The 14,609-nt window shown below is 60.7% G+C and carries 15 protein-coding genes; 10 read left to right on the forward strand and 5 right to left on the reverse strand.

The window, feature by feature from the left end; all coding sequences use genetic code 11:
• Positions 1-170: 170 nt before the first annotated feature.
• From ACZ9IL_RS02690 to ACZ9IL_RS02700, 3 genes are all read right to left on the reverse strand, one after another.
• Complete coding sequence (locus ACZ9IL_RS02690; protein ID WP_476002109.1) at positions 171-1,133, reverse strand: ion channel; 963 nt, start codon at positions 1,131-1,133, stop codon at positions 171-173.
• Between the two features lie 59 nt (positions 1,134-1,192).
• Complete coding sequence (locus tag ACZ9IL_RS02695) at positions 1,193-2,839, reverse strand: response regulator (RefSeq protein WP_476002110.1); 1,647 nt, start codon at positions 2,837-2,839, stop codon at positions 1,193-1,195.
• Positions 2,840-3,006: 167 nt separating this feature from the next.
• A complete protein-coding gene (locus tag ACZ9IL_RS02700) occupies positions 3,007-4,062 on the reverse strand; it encodes an FAD:protein FMN transferase (protein WP_476002111.1) in 1,056 nt (351 codons plus the stop codon).
• A gap of 315 nt (positions 4,063-4,377) precedes the next feature.
• On the opposite strand from ACZ9IL_RS02700, the gene azu reads away from it, so the two are divergent.
• Complete coding sequence (gene azu / locus ACZ9IL_RS02705) at positions 4,378-4,818, forward strand: azurin (protein WP_476002112.1); 441 nt, start codon at positions 4,378-4,380, stop codon at positions 4,816-4,818.
• A gap of 204 nt (positions 4,819-5,022) precedes the next feature.
• Positions 5,023-5,226 (forward strand): hypothetical protein, encoded by a 204-nt coding sequence (locus ACZ9IL_RS02710; RefSeq protein ID WP_476002113.1) that lies wholly within the window; start codon positions 5,023-5,025, stop codon positions 5,224-5,226.
• Positions 5,227-5,229: 3 nt separating this feature from the next.
• Here the strand turns inward: ACZ9IL_RS02710 and ACZ9IL_RS02715 are convergent, their stop codons facing one another.
• Entirely contained in the window at positions 5,230-5,790 is a 561-nt protein-coding gene (locus ACZ9IL_RS02715) for a HutD family protein (protein WP_476002114.1), read from the reverse strand.
• A 287-nt stretch (positions 5,791-6,077) separates the two neighbouring features.
• On the opposite strand from ACZ9IL_RS02715, the gene ACZ9IL_RS02720 reads away from it, so the two are divergent.
• Both ACZ9IL_RS02720 and ACZ9IL_RS02725 read left to right on the forward strand, forming a co-directional pair.
• On the forward strand, positions 6,078-7,046 hold the full coding sequence (locus tag ACZ9IL_RS02720; RefSeq protein ID WP_476002115.1) for a nucleoside hydrolase: 969 nt from the start codon (positions 6,078-6,080) through the stop codon (positions 7,044-7,046).
• 96 nt (positions 7,047-7,142) lie between these two features.
• Positions 7,143-7,472, forward strand: a complete 330-nt coding sequence (locus ACZ9IL_RS02725; protein ID WP_476002116.1) for a DUF3634 family protein — start codon at positions 7,143-7,145, stop codon at positions 7,470-7,472.
• 110 nt (positions 7,473-7,582) lie between these two features.
• On the opposite strand, the gene ACZ9IL_RS02730 is transcribed toward ACZ9IL_RS02725, so the two are convergent.
• On the reverse strand, positions 7,583-8,494 hold the full coding sequence (locus ACZ9IL_RS02730) for a LysR family transcriptional regulator (RefSeq protein WP_476002117.1): 912 nt from the start codon (positions 8,492-8,494) through the stop codon (positions 7,583-7,585).
• Positions 8,495-8,614: 120 nt separating this feature from the next.
• Here ACZ9IL_RS02730 and ACZ9IL_RS02735 point away from each other — a divergent pair, with 120 nt between their 5' ends.
• The 6 genes from ACZ9IL_RS02735 (at position 8,615) to cyoE (ending at position 14,479) form a co-directional block, all read left to right on the forward strand.
• The gene (locus ACZ9IL_RS02735; protein ID WP_476002118.1) at positions 8,615-9,058 is read left to right on the forward strand and encodes a carboxymuconolactone decarboxylase family protein; all 444 of its coding nucleotides are present in this window, start codon (positions 8,615-8,617) and stop codon (positions 9,056-9,058) included.
• Between the two features lie 556 nt (positions 9,059-9,614).
• Positions 9,615-10,646 carry a cytochrome o ubiquinol oxidase subunit II gene (gene cyoA, locus ACZ9IL_RS02740; RefSeq protein ID WP_476002119.1) on the forward strand — a complete coding sequence of 344 codons (1,032 nt, stop codon included), beginning with the start codon at positions 9,615-9,617 and terminating at the stop codon, positions 10,644-10,646.
• A 3-nt stretch (positions 10,647-10,649) separates the two neighbouring features.
• Positions 10,650-12,626: a cytochrome o ubiquinol oxidase subunit I gene (cyoB, locus tag ACZ9IL_RS02745; RefSeq protein ID WP_476002120.1), complete on the forward strand. Its 1,977-nt coding sequence runs from the start codon at positions 10,650-10,652 to the stop codon at positions 12,624-12,626.
• 4 nt (positions 12,627-12,630) lie between these two features.
• Positions 12,631-13,245 (forward strand): cytochrome o ubiquinol oxidase subunit III, encoded by a 615-nt coding sequence (locus tag ACZ9IL_RS02750; RefSeq protein WP_476002121.1) that lies wholly within the window; start codon positions 12,631-12,633, stop codon positions 13,243-13,245.
• Positions 13,246-13,575, forward strand: coding sequence for a cytochrome o ubiquinol oxidase subunit IV (locus ACZ9IL_RS02755; protein WP_476002122.1), 330 nt, complete (start codon positions 13,246-13,248; stop codon positions 13,573-13,575).
• Positions 13,576-13,585: 10 nt separating this feature from the next.
• On the forward strand, positions 13,586-14,479 hold the full coding sequence (cyoE, locus tag ACZ9IL_RS02760; RefSeq protein ID WP_476002123.1) for a heme o synthase: 894 nt from the start codon (positions 13,586-13,588) through the stop codon (positions 14,477-14,479).
• The last annotated feature ends 130 nt before the right edge of the window (positions 14,480-14,609 follow it).

A 14,609-nucleotide genomic window follows, 5' to 3' on the forward strand; every position in this document is an offset into this window, starting at 1 on the left:
CAGGGTATCTGGCTATCGGCAACCTGTTCACGCTCTGTCGCGAGCGGTCGTCAGCAAGGTGAAGCGCAGGAACCGGAATGTATATGTATACATGAGCGCTCCTGGTTACACATAAGCGAGCAGCGCATGAGCCTTGAGCATGGCCTCGCAGCAAGATCGTGGACAGGTTTTTAGCGGGTCATCTTCTTGACAAACACCACCACGAACAGCGCCAGCGTGAAGCTGCCGGTGAAGGCTTCGAAGGCGGCAAAGATCCTTGAGAGGCCGATGGGGGTGAAGTCGCCGTAACCCAGGGTGGTGAAGGTCACCACGCTGTAGTAGAGGCACTCCAGCAGGAAGATGGCGTTTTTCTCGAGGGAGGCCTCGGGGTGATAGATGAGGTGGTTGCCGTTGAAGCTCAGGCCGAAGAAGAAGTAGAAGACGCTGCAGATGAGGATCAGCAGCAGCGAGAACAGCACCACCCGCATGGGGGCCTCGCCGTAGCCGCAGAACAAGTCCACTATCCAGGAGGCGAAGCGCTGGTAGGAGCAAAAGGGCATCTGCAGCCGGCGCATGGTGAGCTCCTGCTGGATGTAGCGACCGGACATGGTGAAGATGCCCTGCGCCTCCGAGGCCTTGCGCAGATCCCGGTAGGTCTCCTCCGCCTCCTTGAACCAGACGCGTGCCTGTGCCGGATCCCGCTCCTTTCTCCCCTTCCTGTCTTGCATCAGCCGCTTGCCGGTATCCAGGTTGTCGAGGCGAGTGTTCTTCCAGCGGATGCCGAGCAGGTTCACGTCGTGCAGTTCGGCGCAGTGCAGGTTCGCCTCGCTGAAGTCCGCCTTCATCAGGCTCCCCCCCTTGACTCTAATGCCATAGAGGTGGGCGCCGCGCAGGTTCGCGCGGTAGAGATTGCACTGCTCCAGCAAGAATCCCTGGGGGCCTTGCTTGTTCACCAGGTTGAGGCCGGCCAGCTCGGCGCGGGCCAGTTGCAGGCCGTGGCACAGCCCTCCCTGGCGCACATAGTGCTCCAGGGCCTGAACGGTATCGGGGGATTGGTGATCGGCGTGGGGGTCGTGCCAGCGGCACAGGTCGTGCTCCCCGGCCTCTTCGCTGCAATGGCGGCCATCGGCCACCAGATATCGGCACATTGCCATGTCGTCGCCCCTTCCTCGCTGAATTGGTATCAGCATAGGTGAGGCATGGGCTCAGCTGGCTAGCTGAACTGGTTAAATTCCTGCCGCAGCTTGCGAAAGCGATCCTGCTGGGCGGGATTCAGGGGGATGCCTTCCAGCACGTCCAGGGTCTCCTTGCACTCGGCGCCAAATTCCGGGCTCTTGCGGTTCTTCTGCATCAGTTGCAGCAGCACCTGGATCTTGTTGAGCGCCGCCCCGGTGTTGGCCGGTGCCCGCCGCAGCGCCTCCCGGAAGTGACCGAGAGCCTGCTCCAGCTCCCCGCCCTGATAGGCCTTGATGCCCAGATCGTTGAGCTGCTGGTAGCGCTGACGACGCTCCTGCACGGTTTTATCGTCGCGGGTCACCTGGATGCAGGTGGTCAGCAGCCGATCCTCATCTTCTGCCAGGAGCGCCTGCAGGCTCTCGGCGTATTCGAACTCGCCGAGCTGATAAAGCGCCAGTATGGTCTCCCCCAGCAGGGCGGGAGGCATGGTCGCCGGTTGATCAAGCCAGTTCTGGTTCGCGCGATAGAGCATTTTCTTTCCCTTGAGCAGCTCGCCGAGCGCTATCTGCACCCGGGCCTGGCAGATCTGCTCGAACACCGGGTAGTTGAACTCCGCCATCATCAGCGAATCGCGAATGCGTGACAGGGCCGAGTTCACCTGCTTTTGCAGGTTGGCGATGTGGTAGCCGTCGTTGCTGTTGAGGGCATAGAGGGTGAGGGTCTGAATGTAGGCCCCCAGATAGTGCGGCGTGCGGTGGATGGAGTTGCGCGACAGGTCGATGAGAGACAACAACACATCCTTGGCCTGGCCGTAGTCGTGACGCAGCAGGCAGACCTCCGCCAGGCGGCGGGAGAGTTGCACCGACTGGGGGGAGATGTCCACTGCCCGCCGCAGTTCCTGCTGGGCGAGTTCATCCTTGCCGAGGGCCAGCTGGGATTCCGCCAGCCAGAGGTGGGCCTCCACCATCAGCGGGGTGTTCTTGAGGGTCGCCTGCAGGTGGCTCACCGCCTCGTCATAGAGCGCCAGGGTGTGGCAGGCCTTGCCGAGGGTCAATCTGGCCCAGCTGTTCTCCTGCCCGGCCAGCAGCTGGCGCATCAGGCTGCGCGCCTCCCTGGCCTGGCCGAGCTTGAGCTGGGTGTCGGCCTGCAGGCAGCGGCAGAAATTGGCGAAGCGCGGCACCGTATCGGCCTGGGTGGCGCAGGCGGCGATGAGCGCCGGCAGATCGTTCTGGGTGAGGGCGATGAACACGCTCTCCAGCGTCTGGCGGCGGGCGAGGGCTCGCTTCAAGCGAAACGAGAACTGCTCCTGGGAGAAGGGCTTCATCAGGTATTCGTCGGGCTCGGCCTCGAGGGCGCTCAGCACCATGGCCCTCGAGCTGTCGCTGCTGACCATGATCACCACGCTCTGGGGCGGGATCAGTTGCTGGTTGCGCAGGCTCTCCAGCAACTGGCGACCGTTTTCACCGGCCCCCAGCTCATAGTCGAGCAGGTAGATGTCGAAGGTCTCTTTCTGGCAGCGACGCCGCGCCTCTTCGGCCGAGTTGATGTAGGTGATGCGGTTGATGCCGATGTTGATCAGCATGGCCTTCATCATCATCTGGAAGGAGCGCTGTTCATTGACCAGCAGGATGCGCCTGGGCTTGGGTTGGGCTTTCTTCTCTGGCTCGGGATCCGGTGTCTGCATCTGTCTTGGGTCAGGGCGCTACGGGCGGGTGAATGAAGTGTGCCACCAAAGTCCGCAGGCAGGCAATCCGATGGCGCAATTGCCCCGCGCTTTCCCTCCCAAATCGGCGATCGATCATCTTGACCCGGTCGCCGTGCCCGGCGTTCTCCCTGCTTGAAGATGTCCGCTCAAGGCTTCTTCTGTTGCAAATAGGGGGCGAACTGGGGGGTATACCGACTCTCGAAGCCCTGCGCCGTCTTGACGATGAGATAGGCGGCGAGGTGATGGCGGTTGGCAAACGCCATCGCCTGTTCGGGCCCCATCACCATGAGGGCGGTATCGAGGGCGTCGGCTTCCAGCGCGGTCGGGGTCAAGACGCTGGCGGAGACCAGCTTGTGGGTCACGGGGGCGCCGCTGGCAGGGTCGATGATGTGGGAATAGCGCCGGCCATCCAGCTCGTAATAGTTGCGATAGCTGCCGGCGGTGCTGAGCGCCATGCCGTTGGGGACAACGACGTCTTCGATGGCGCCCGGGTTGTCAGAGGGCTCGACGATGGCCACTCGCCAGCGGTTGCCCTGACTGTTATGGCCCTTGCTGCGTACCGCGCCCGCCACCTCGATGAGGTAGTTGTTGACCCCCTTGCGCTCGAGCAGGGCGGCTATCTCGTCGGCGGCGGCCCCCTCGCCCAGAGTGGAGAGATCCAGATAGAGGTCCGGAATGGCCTTGCCGAGCAGGAACTGTTCCCCTTGCCGGGTCAGCGCCAGCTTGTCGATGCCCACCCGCTGGCGGGCCTTGGCGATCTGCTCGTCGGTGGGCCGCTTGACCGGGCGCTTGTCCGGCCCAAAGCCCCACAGATTGACCAGGGGGCCCACGGTCACGTCCAGCTTGCCCTTGGTGAGGTGACCCGCGTCTATGCCCTGCTGCACTATCCTGGCCATGGCTGGCGGAATGCGCATGGGCTCCTTGCCCGTTCCCTGGTTGAAGCGGGAGATGAGGGAGCCCGGATCATAGGTGGAGATCTCCTGGTTCATCCGTGCCAGCAGGGTATCGAGCTCCCGTTGCAACGCTTCCTTGCCGCCGGGGAAGGCGTCATTCACCGTCACCACGTAGTAGGTACCCATGGTGTTGCCCTGAATGCGCGTCAGGGACGGCGGCGCAGGCTGACAGGCGCCGAGCAGCAGCGTCAGGGCCAGCAGCAGGCCGCGCAGAGAAACAGGGGCTGGGACTTGGGAAACAAAGCGCATCAGGGATTCTCGCAGGACAATATTTGACAGACCGGCAGCTTAGCCAAGGGGGCCTGGGCTGACGAGTCTCCCGCCGGTGCGGGCGGTGGAAATAATTAAGCGGTTCAGAGTGTTGACCAGCCAGATCTGTTCCAAAGTTGAATGGGCCCGGGTTCAAACAGGTGACTTGGTCCGCAGCTTTGAGCAAAAGCCATAGTCGAATGACGACAGTTCAGTACAATGATGAAGATCGATTATGACAGCATCTTTGCCCATCGCCGGTGCGAGTATGCAGGCAAGCGTGTTGCCATTCATTGCCAATCAAAGGAGAAGATGATGAAGAAGCTAATTACCCTGCTGTTTCTGAGTGCCCTGGCCGCCCCGGCACTGGCCGATGAGTGTGCATTGGTCATCGAGGGCAATGACGCCATGCAGTACAACCTGAAAGAGATGAGCGTCCCCGCCACCTGCAAAGAGGTGACCATCACCCTCAATCACACCGGCAAGATGCCGGTGACCGCCATGGGCCACAACTGGGTGCTGGCGAACACCGCCGACTATCAGGCCGTCGCCACGGCCGGCATGAGCGCCGGCGCCGATCACGACTACCTGCCCAAGGATGACACGCGTATCCTGGCCCATACCAAGCTGGTGGGCGGTGGCGAGAGCACCAGCGTGTCCTTCAAGACCGATGGCCTTGCCGGCAAGGATCTCACCTTCTTCTGCTCCTTCCCCGGCCACTTCGCCATGATGAAGGGCAGCTTCAAGATCGGCTAAGCCATTCGGCTTGTCATGAAAAAAGCCGGGTTCTCCCGGCTTTATTTATTGGTTGCCGTACGGGGTTGGATGCCGGCGGACAAAGGGCGGGGAGCAAGCGCCCCATTTCATGATCTGACGGGCGGTAGCAGAAGAGGGAGGTGAGATAGAATTGGCCGCAAACGGGCCAGCGGCCCGCCAATAAACCGAATGGATAGAAAGAGAATGAGAGCAGTAAAATGGGTGCTCGGCTGCTGTTTGATGCTGGTGTGCGCCATCGCGCTGGCGGCGGAGCCCCCGGTCAAGAAGAGCCGCAACGGCATCTGCCACCCCAAGGGCGGCACCTACTACAGCCGCACCAAATACTACGAGCCCTACGACAGTATGCAGGCTTGCCTCGACAGCGGCGGTCGGGCCCCCAAACGCTAGCGTTTAACCGCGCGGCTGCAGGGTAAAGAAGGCGATGGTCGTCTTCTTCTGACACTCCAGTCGCACGCTCTCTTCCCCGCTGACCACCAGGGTCTCGTTGACCGCGACGGCTTGACCCTCAACCTCGAGCTGACCGCTCAGCAGATGGCAGAGATAGGTCTTGTCCGCCTCCAGACTGAGGCTGAGCGGGAAGGGCACATTGAGCACCCGCACGTTGGCGCTGATGCGCTCGGGATCATAGATGAGCCCCAGATCCGTCACCTCTTTCTTCAGCAGCTCGCAGTGGGTCTCGTCGTCGCCGCTGAAATGGGCGGCTTCAAAGGTGGCGTAGGGGTGGCCATTGAGCACGAAACCGGCGCCACCGATGGGCAGCAGGATGCGCTGATAACCGGGGAGTTTCGAGAAGGGGCCCGCCGCCTTGATGGGGGCCGAGCTGAGTCGGTAGTCAAAATCGAGCTTGTCCAGACTCGCCCCCTTGGGGGTGATGAGGATCTGGGCCGTGGTGCCCTGCCTGTTCTTCCAGGGCATCTTCAGCTGGTCAGACTCTTTAATCAGGGTGATCACTATGGCGCCTCGGCTGGTGGGAGTGGGCAAAGAGGCCAAGTGATACCATCCTGCGGGCGAGCCCACAAGGCGGCCCACGCCCCACGGCGTCCGGTTGCCCACTATTTCGGCACTTTTTTCGACACTCTGGCCCGCTTTGTGGCCGCGATGCTTTTTTTGCCACCACCGCAGCTCACAATGTCACCAGTCGGTGCGGGTGGAGCAAACGAAACCGCGAGGCTGTGATCCCGGTGCTGTTAAACGGTTGATGGGCCGCTACACTGGCAGCTCTGTCGTATGGAGGCACCATGACCCACAAGATCATTCTGGATACCGATCCCGGCATCGACGATGCCATGGCAATACTGTTTGCCGAGGCGCACCCCGCCATCGATCTGCTCGCCATCACCACTGTGTTTGGCAATGCCACCATCGAGAATGGCACCCACAACGCGCTCTGGCTCAAGCAGAAATATGGCATGAAGGCCGACGTGGCCCAGGGCGCGGCCGCCCCCCTGCGCCGGGCGCCAGTGGGGCCGACCACTGTGGTGCACGGTCCCACCGGTTTTGGGGACGTGACGGCGGGGGAGGTGAGCATCGCCGCGGACAGCCGCCCAGCCTGGCAATATATCGTCGAGGCGCTGAAGGCGGCCCCCGGCGAGATCACCCTGGTGACCATAGGGCCGCTCACCAACTTGGCGCTGGCGCTGGCACAGGCCCCCGAGATCACCGGCCTGGTGAAGCAGGTGGTGGTGATGGGCGGTGCCTTCGGCGTCAACGGTCATCGCGGCAATGTGACCCCCTATGCCGAGGCCAACATCCACGACGATCCCGAGGCCGCGGATGCGGTGTTCACCGCCAACTGGCCGGTGGTGATCATCGGGCTGGACGTGACCCAGCAGAGCTTCTTCAGCAGCGACTATCTGGATGCGCTGCGTGATGACGCAGGCGAGCCGGGGCGCTTCCTGTGGGAGGTGAGTCGCTTCTATCTGCGCTTCTATTCCGAGCGGATCGGCCTGGAGGGTTGCCATGTGCACGATCCCTCCGCCATCGCCTATGTGATCGATCCCGAGCTGTTCACCCTGCGGGAAGGGCCGGTGCGGGTCATCGACCATGGTCCCGCCATCGGCCATACCCTGCAAAAATTTGATGGCAAGTCCCATCCCCACGATGAGTGGGCCGGCTATCCCGCCCAGCGAGTCGGGGTAGCGGTGCGGGATCAGGCCCTGCTCGCGCTCTATCGCGAGACGCTGGTGGCCTGGGGCAAGGGGCACTGAGACTGGCGGCATCGTAGGCAAAGCGTGATGCCGACCCAATAATTGGGCGCAGACGCGGCCTATACTGGCGCAAACGAGGGTTCAAGGAGGAGTCAAATGGCCTGGTTATCTTTGCTGGTGGCGATCGCCCTGATCTGGTGGCTGATGACGCTGGGGCGCGGCGCTCTGTTCGAGATCCGCTTGCAGCCGGGGAAGCTGGTGGTGAAACGGGGATCGGTCCCGCCACGCTTCCTGGCCCAGGCCAAACAGATCCTGCAGCAGGATCCGGTGCGGGGCCGCATCCTGGGCCAGCGCGATGGCAATGGCGTCAGGCTGGTGTTCTCCCGCTCCATCCCCGAACCCGTGGCCCAGCGGCTGCGCAACGTCTTTCCCTATGCTGACTATCGTGCGGCCGCTGCCGCGCCGGATGGGCGCAAGCCCCGCTAGCCGCCTCTGAATACTGAAAAGCCGGGCCCTTGCCCGGCTTTTGCTTGCTGGGCTGGGCCGGGGTGCCCCGCAGCAGTCTCGCCAATTTCCACATCTTGCCTCTGTCACGCTCAGCTGGCTGCCTCCTGCAGGGGGGCAATCGCCTCTATCAGAAAGTCGATGAAGGCGCGGGTCTGGGGTTTCAGGAAGCGGCCGCCGCGAAACACAGCGTAGATCTCATCGTGGCGATCCTCATAAGGGGAGGCTTGCCAGTCGGGCAGCACGGATTGCAGGGAGCCGTCGTCCAGTCCTTGCTGCACCATCCAGCTCGACAGCAACAAGAGGCCGCAGCCCGCCTGGGCCGCGCACAACAGCGGCGTGCCCCCGACGGAGGTGAGGTTGCCCTGCACCGCGACCTTGCGCCGCTCTGTGCCCCGCCGAAAATGCCAGTGCTGGCGCTGTCGCCCCTGACCGCGGATCAGGCAGTTGTGGGCGGCCAGTTCATCGGGATGGGTGGGCTCGCCATGTTGTGCCAGATAGCCGGGGGAGGCGACCAGCAGGGTGCGGTTGGTGAGCAGCTTGCGGGCGTGCAGGCCGCTGTCGGCCGGGCGCCCGATGCGAACGGCCACATCCACGTTCTCGGCGTCGAGATCCACCAATCGGTTGTCGAGCTCTATCTCGAGCCGCACCCCGGGGTAGCGGGCCAGAAACCCGGGCAGCCGTGGCGCCAGCCAGGCCGCCCCGAAGCTCTCGAACACCGACACCCGCAGCGGCCCCCGGGGAGCCTCCGGCAGGGGCTGGAGGGATTGCACCAGCTGATCGGCCTCCTCCAGCAGGCGCACCGAGCGGGCGAGGAAGTACTCCCCCTGCTCGGTCAGCATCAGCTGGCGAGTGCTGCGCTTGAACAGCGGTACTCCCAGCTGCAGCTCCAGCGTGTCTATGGTGCGGGTCACCGAGGAGGGGGCCAGGTTGAGGGCGCGGGCGGCACGGGAGAAGCTGCCGGACTCCACCACCTGGGCCAGGATGCGAATGCGATCCAGCATGAGGATACCTTTGCGTTATATGCAAAACTGTTGCCGATGATGACGGTATTCTATTCAGGAGTGGGAAGGTGAACAATGCCGTCATCGCCCAAGAGGGGCGCTCACCTCAGGAGTATTGCCATGTCAGATCGTATCCAGCTCGCCAGTCAGGCCCCCGCCGCCATCAAGGCCATGATGGGCCTCGAATCCTATCTCGGCGGGAGCGACATATCGCCCGTCCTCAAGGAGCTCATCAAGCTGCGGGCCTCGATGATCAACGGCTGCGCCTACTGCATCGAGATGCACGCCGAGGTGGCGATGCAGCAGCAGGAGAGCCCGCAGCGCCTGCTGGCGCTGGCCGCCTGGCGGGAATCCCCTTTGTTCGATGAGCGCGAGCGGGCCGTGCTGGCCCTGACCGACGAGGTGACCCTGATCGCAGACCAGGGTCTGAGCGAGGCGACGTATCAGCAGGGGTTGGTGCAACTCGGTGAAACCCTGCTGGCCCAGTGCCTGATGCAGATCGTCACCATCAATGCCTGGAACCGGATCGCGGTCGCCACCAGAATGGAGCACAAGCCTCGCTGATGCAGAGGTTATCGCTGCCTTGATGGCATTTTACTGGATGGAAATGTTGCAAATTGTGTCGTGCAAGGTACGGAACGGGTCTCTATCGGAGGCCCGTTTTTTATCTGGCCACGGGGAGCTGGCGATTTCTTGGCTGAATGTGGGGTGCCTATTGGGGCCCCGCTAGGAGTTAATCATACTAATGTTTGATTAATTAATTTTTGTTTTTAGCCGGAAATACCCTGATCCAAATCAAGGTAGTGGTCGGTGGTAAATGCTCATGAAGGGTGATAAATGGGGCTAAATCACATATTGACTATAAAAACAATAATAGACGCCAGAGGTATCGCTCAATAATTGAGCGTTAATGGATGAGGATGTAATTAATGAAAGATGAATTGCCGGCATGTGACTTCGATAAAATCGGGCGTGTCAAGCCATTAACATTTGTAGCACGCCAAAAGCCTCAAAAAACACAATTGATGGATTAATTTTTCATGTTGTTCACATGACATTCAGATGCAATAAAATGCCGCATTTTTATGACATCAACGCCTTCGGAAGGTGAGGACACGGCATGAGACCTGGTGATTTGAAGAGAGGTTTGGGTGCTTTGCTGTTGATTGCAGTCACTGGTTTGCTGAGTGGTTGTGACATGGCTCTGATGAGCCCTAAAGGGCAAGTAGGTCTGGAACAGCGGTCACTGATATTAACAGCGCTTGGGCTGATGTTAATTGTGGTGATCCCGGTGATTGTGATGGCGGTGGTTTTCTCTCGTAAATACAGAGCATCCAATACCAACGCCACATATACCCCGAATTGGTCTCATTCCACCAAGATTGAGGCCGTTGTCTGGACAGTTCCCGTCATCATTATCGTCATTCTGGCGATCATTACCTGGAAGACGTCCCACGATCTGGACCCCTACAAACCGCTGGAATCGGATGTCAAACCGATCCAGGTCGATGTTATTTCCCTCGACTGGAAGTGGCTGTTTGTCTATCCGGAACTGGGCATCGCCTCGGTCAATGAACTGGCCTTCCCGATCAATACCCCCATCAATTTCCGGGTGACCTCGGATACCGTGATGAACTCCTTCTTCATTCCGCAACTCGGCGGCCAGATCTACGCCATGGCGGGCATGCAGACCAAGTTGCACCTGATCGCCAACGAGGCGGGCCAGTACAAGGGGATCTCGGGCAGCTACAGCGGCGCCGGATTCTCCGGCATGAAGTTCAAGGCCATCGCCACCCAGGATCAAGCCGGTTTCGACGCCTGGGTTGCCAAGGTGAAGCAGTCGCCGAAGATGCTGAGCACCATGGGCGAGTTCGATACCCTGGCCAAACAGAGCCAGAACAACCCGGTGGAATATTTCGCCAGTGCCGATCCGCAGCTGTTCGTCAATGTGATCAACAAGTTCATGGGTGACATGAAACCCGCGGATCACAAGGGCATGAAGCATGAAGCCGCCGCCAAGCAGGGCGACGAGATGGATGATATGGCAGGGATGGATCACGGCGACATGGCACAGGCCGGACATGAAGATCATGCCGGGCACATGGCCATGCCGATGGATGACAAGAGTGTGAAAGCAGGATCCGAGGAATAATCGATGTTTGGAAAGTTAACACTCGAGGCTGTCCCGTACCATGAACCCATTATCATGGTCACGATAGCCTGTATCTTACTGGGTGGGCTGGCGATCGCCGGTCTCATCACCTACTACGGCAAGTGGCAATACCTGTGGCAAGAGTGGTTCACCTCGGTGGATCACAAGCGCCTCGGCATCATGTATCTCATCTTGGGCATGGTCATGCTGCTGCGCGGCTTCGCCGACGCGGTGATGATGCGTACCCAGCAGGTCATGGCCTCGGCCGGGGGCGAGGGCATATTGCCACCGCACCACTACGACCAGATCTTCACCGCCCACGGCGTCATCATGATCTTCTTCGTGGCCATGCCGCTGGTGATCGGCCTGATGAACATCGTCGTGCCGCTGCAGATCGGTGCCCGTGACGTCGCCTTCCCCTTCCTCAACAACCTGAGCTTCTGGTTTACCGCCGCGGCCGTGGTGCTGATCAACGTCTCCCTCGGGGTCGGTGAATTCGCCCAGACCGGCTGGCTGGCCTATCCGCCCTTGTCGGGGCTGGAGTTCAGTCCGGGAGTCGGGGTCGATTACTGGATCTGGAGTCTGCAGATCTCGGGTCTGGGAACCCTGCTGACCGGTGTCAACTTCTTTGCCACCATCATCAAGATGCGTACTCCTGGCATGACCATGATGCGTCTGCCGGTGTTCACCTGGACCGCCCTGTGCGCCAACATCCTGATCATCGCCTCCTTCCCGATCCTCACCGTCACCATTGCCCTGCTGACCGCAGACCGCTACCTGGGTACCCATTTCTTTACCAATGACATGGGTGGCAACATGATGATGTACGTGAACCTGATCTGGGCCTGGGGTCACCCCGAGGTGTACATCCTGGTGCTGCCGGTGTTCGGGGTCTTCTCCGAAGTGGTGGCGACCTTTTGCAAGAAGAAGCTGTTCGGTTACACCTCCCTGGTGTGGGCCACCCTGGCCATCACAGTGCTGGCCTTCGTGGTCTGGTTGCACCACTTCTTCACCATGGGCTCGGGCGCCAACGTGAATGCCTTCTTCGGCATCGCCACCATGATCATCTCCATCCCGACCGGGGTGAAGATCTTCAACTGGCTGTTCACCATGTATCGCGGTCGCATCGAGTTCAGCTCGCCCATGCTGTGGACCGTCGGTTTCATCATCACCTTCACCGTGGGTGGCATGACCGGGGTCCTGCTGTCGGTCCCGGCCGCCAACTTCGTGTTGCACAACAGCCTGTTCCTGATCGCCCACTTCCACAACGTCATCATCGGCGGCGTGGTGTTCGGTTGCTTCGCCGGTATCACCTACTGGTTCCCGAAGGCGTTCGGCTTCAAGCTCGATGACGTCTGGGGCAAGCGTGCGTTCTGGTTCTGGATCACCGGCTTCTTCGTCGCCTTCATGCCGCTCTACGTACTGGGCTTCATGGGCATGACCCGTCGCGTCAGCCAGGGCATCGACCCCGAATACCACGGTTGGTTGGTAGTGGCCGCCTGTGGCGCCGGCCTGATCGCCATCGGCGTCCTGTGCCAGCTGATCCAGGTCGTGGTCAGTATCCGTGACCGCGAGAAGAACCGCGATCTGACCGGTGATCCCTGGGGTGGCCGTACCCTGGAGTGGTCGACTTCCTCGCCGCCGCCGTTCTACAACTTCGCCATCGAGCCGCAGGTCAAGGGTCTGGATGCGTTCTGGGAAGCCAAGGAAGACGGTAGCGCCTACCGCCAGCCGTCCAAGTATGCGCCCATCCACATGCCGAAGAACTCCGGTGCCGGCGTGATCATCGCCGCTTTCAGCGTGGTGTTCGGCTTTGCCATGATCTGGCACATCTGGTGGATGGCCATCGCCGGCTTCGTCGGCATGATCGGCACCTGGATCATCCACAGCTTCAACGACGATGTGGACTACTACGTACAGGTTGACGAGATCGAGCGCATCGAAGGTCAGCATTTCGACAACATCAACAAGGTAGCCTGACGCTATGGCAACGGACGTTTTACATCATATTCACGGCGCCCATGAGGATCATGGGCACCACGATGCCGGTGCCAACAAGGTGTTCGGTTTCTGGATCTACCTGATGAGCGACTGCATCCTGTTTGCGACCCTGTTCGCAACCTATGCAGTGCTGGTCAACGGCACCGCCGGTGGCCCGAGCGGCAAGGACATCTTCGAGCTGCCGTTCGTGTTTGCCGAAACCATGCTGCTGCTGTTGAGCAGTATCACCTTCGGTTTCGGCATGCTGGCCATGAACAAGAACAAGGTGGCCGCCGTCAACGGCTGGCTGCTGGTGACCTTCCTGTTCGGTGCCGGCTTCATCGCCATGGAGATCTACGAGTTCCACCATCTGATCGCCGAAGGCTTCGGCCCGCAGCGCAGTGGCTTCCTGTCCGGCTTCTTCACCCTGGTCGGTACCCACGGTATCCACGTGACCAGCGGTCTTATCTGGATCATCGTGATGATGGTGCTGATCTCCAAGAAGGGGCTGACCGAGCGCAACCGTACTCGCCTGATGTGCCTGAGCCTGTTCTGGCACTTCCTGGACGTGGTGTGGATCTGCGTCTTCACCGTGGTCTACCTGATGGGGGTCATGTAAATGAGTCATGCGGTTGATAATCACGGCGCCAGCCACGGCAGCGCCAAGTCCTACCTGATCGGCTTCGTGCTGTCACTCATCCTGACCGCGATCCCGTTCTGGATGGTGATGGACGGCAGCGCCTCCCACGCCGTGGTGCTCGGCACCGTGGTCGGGATGGCGGTGGTGCAGATCTTCGTGCACCTTGCCTACTTCCTGCACATGAATACCTCCTCCGAGGAGCGCTGGAACCTGGTGGCGCTGGTCTTCACCGTGCTCATCATCGCCATAGTCGTAGTGGGTTCCCTGTGGATCATGTACAACCTCAACGTCAACATGATGATTCACTGAGCGGGTTGATGTGATGATGAAGCAATACCTGCAAGTGACCAAGCCGGGCATCATCTTCGGTAACCTCATCTCGGTTATCGGTGGATTTCTGCTGGCCTCCAAGGGGAGCCTGGATCTTCCCCTGTTCATCCTGACCATGGCGGGGGTGTCACTGGTGGTCGCCTCCGGTTGTGTGTTCAACAACTACATCGACCGGGACATCGACTGCATCATGGAGCGCACCAAGCACCGCGCCCTGGTGAAGGGGCTGATCGCCCCTGGCGTCTCGCTCTGGTATGCGAGCGCACTCGGCGTTGCGGGCATTGCCCTGCTGTACTTCGCGGCCAATCCGTTGGCCGCCTTGCTGGCAGTGCTTGGCTTCCTGGTTTATGTGGGGGTTTACAGCCTCTACATGAAGCGCCACTCGGTCTATGGCACCCTGGTCGGCAGCCTCTCCGGCGCCGCGCCCCCCGTCATCGGTTATTGCGCGGTGAGCGGTCAGTTCGACTCGGGGGCGCTGATCCTGCTGGCGATCTTCAGCCTGTGGCAGATGCCGCACTCCTATGCGATTGCGATCTTCCGCTTCAAGGATTACCAGGCGGCCAACATCCCGGTGTTGCCGGTGGTGAAGGGGATCTCCGTGGCCAAACACCACATCACCCTCTACATCCTGGCCTTCATGGTGCCGACCCTGATGCTGTTCCTCGGCGGTTACGCCGGTTACAAGTATCTGATCGTGGCGACCGCGGTGAGCGTCTGGTGGCTCGGGATGGCGTTGTCCGGCTACAAGCAGGCGGTGGATGACTCCCTCTGGGCCCGCAAGCTGTTCATGTTCTCGATCGTCACCATCACCTGCCTCAGCGTGATGATGTCGGTGGACTTCCAGCCGGACGCAGCGCCGGTGTTGGTGACCATGCTGCCCTGATGGCCTGAAATGCAAGGCTGTGATGTGACACAGGAAAATCAATAGAATCCAGAGCCGGGAACCTTCCCGGCTCTGTTATTATGGGGCGCCCCCATTTTGGAATGTTTCAGGGGCTCTTTGTGTCTGTGGC

This window comes from Aeromonas sp. TECH754 (genome assembly GCF_056279295.1).

Bases quoted from the DNA above. Each gene is read 5' to 3' on its own strand.
- ACZ9IL_RS02690 (WP_476002109.1), bottom strand. From the start codon at position 1,133: ATGGCAATGTGCCGATATCTGGTGGCCGATGGCCGCCATTGCAGCGAA.
- ACZ9IL_RS02695 (WP_476002110.1), bottom strand. From the start codon at position 2,839: ATGCAGACACCGGATCCCGAGCCAGAGAAGAAAGCCCAACCCAAGCCC.
- ACZ9IL_RS02700 (WP_476002111.1), bottom strand. From the start codon at position 4,062: ATGCGCTTTGTTTCCCAAGTCCCAGCCCCTGTTTCTCTGCGCGGCCTG.
- azu (WP_476002112.1), top strand. From the start codon at position 4,378: ATGAAGAAGCTAATTACCCTGCTGTTTCTGAGTGCCCTGGCCGCCCCG.
- ACZ9IL_RS02710 (WP_476002113.1), top strand. From the start codon at position 5,023: ATGAGAGCAGTAAAATGGGTGCTCGGCTGCTGTTTGATGCTGGTGTGC.
- ACZ9IL_RS02720 (WP_476002115.1), top strand. From the start codon at position 6,078: ATGACCCACAAGATCATTCTGGATACCGATCCCGGCATCGACGATGCC.
- ACZ9IL_RS02725 (WP_476002116.1), top strand. From the start codon at position 7,143: ATGGCCTGGTTATCTTTGCTGGTGGCGATCGCCCTGATCTGGTGGCTG.
- ACZ9IL_RS02730 (WP_476002117.1), bottom strand. From the start codon at position 8,494: ATGCTGGATCGCATTCGCATCCTGGCCCAGGTGGTGGAGTCCGGCAGC.
- ACZ9IL_RS02735 (WP_476002118.1), top strand. From the start codon at position 8,615: ATGTCAGATCGTATCCAGCTCGCCAGTCAGGCCCCCGCCGCCATCAAG.
- cyoA (WP_476002119.1), top strand. From the start codon at position 9,615: ATGAGACCTGGTGATTTGAAGAGAGGTTTGGGTGCTTTGCTGTTGATT.
- cyoB (WP_476002120.1), top strand. From the start codon at position 10,650: ATGTTTGGAAAGTTAACACTCGAGGCTGTCCCGTACCATGAACCCATT.
- ACZ9IL_RS02750 (WP_476002121.1), top strand. From the start codon at position 12,631: ATGGCAACGGACGTTTTACATCATATTCACGGCGCCCATGAGGATCAT.
- ACZ9IL_RS02755 (WP_476002122.1), top strand. From the start codon at position 13,246: ATGAGTCATGCGGTTGATAATCACGGCGCCAGCCACGGCAGCGCCAAG.